A 255-nucleotide genomic window follows, 5' to 3' on the forward strand; every position below is an offset into this window, starting at 1 on the left:
GCCTAGAGATAGGTGAAACCCTTCGGGGCAAGAAGACAGGTGGTGCATGGTTGTCGTCAGCTCGTGTCGTGAGATGTTGGGTTAAGTCCCGTAACGAGCGCAACCCTTATCATTAGTTGCCAGCATTCAGTTGGGGACTCTAATGAGACTGCCGGTGACAAACCGGAGGAAGGTGGGGATGACGTCAAATCATCATGCCCCTTATGACCTGGGCTACACACGTGCTACAATGGATGGTACAGCGAGCAGCGACCC

At 53.7% G+C, this 255-nt stretch carries 1 rRNA gene; it reads left to right on the forward strand.

The window, feature by feature from the left end:
- Positions 1-255, forward strand: a 16S ribosomal RNA gene (locus ACEN31_RS11725); the annotation flags it as partial.

This window comes from Ruoffia sp. FAM 26255, from assembly GCF_045528525.1.
Classification (GTDB): domain Bacteria; phylum Bacillota; class Bacilli; order Lactobacillales; family Aerococcaceae; genus Ruoffia; species Ruoffia tabacinasalis.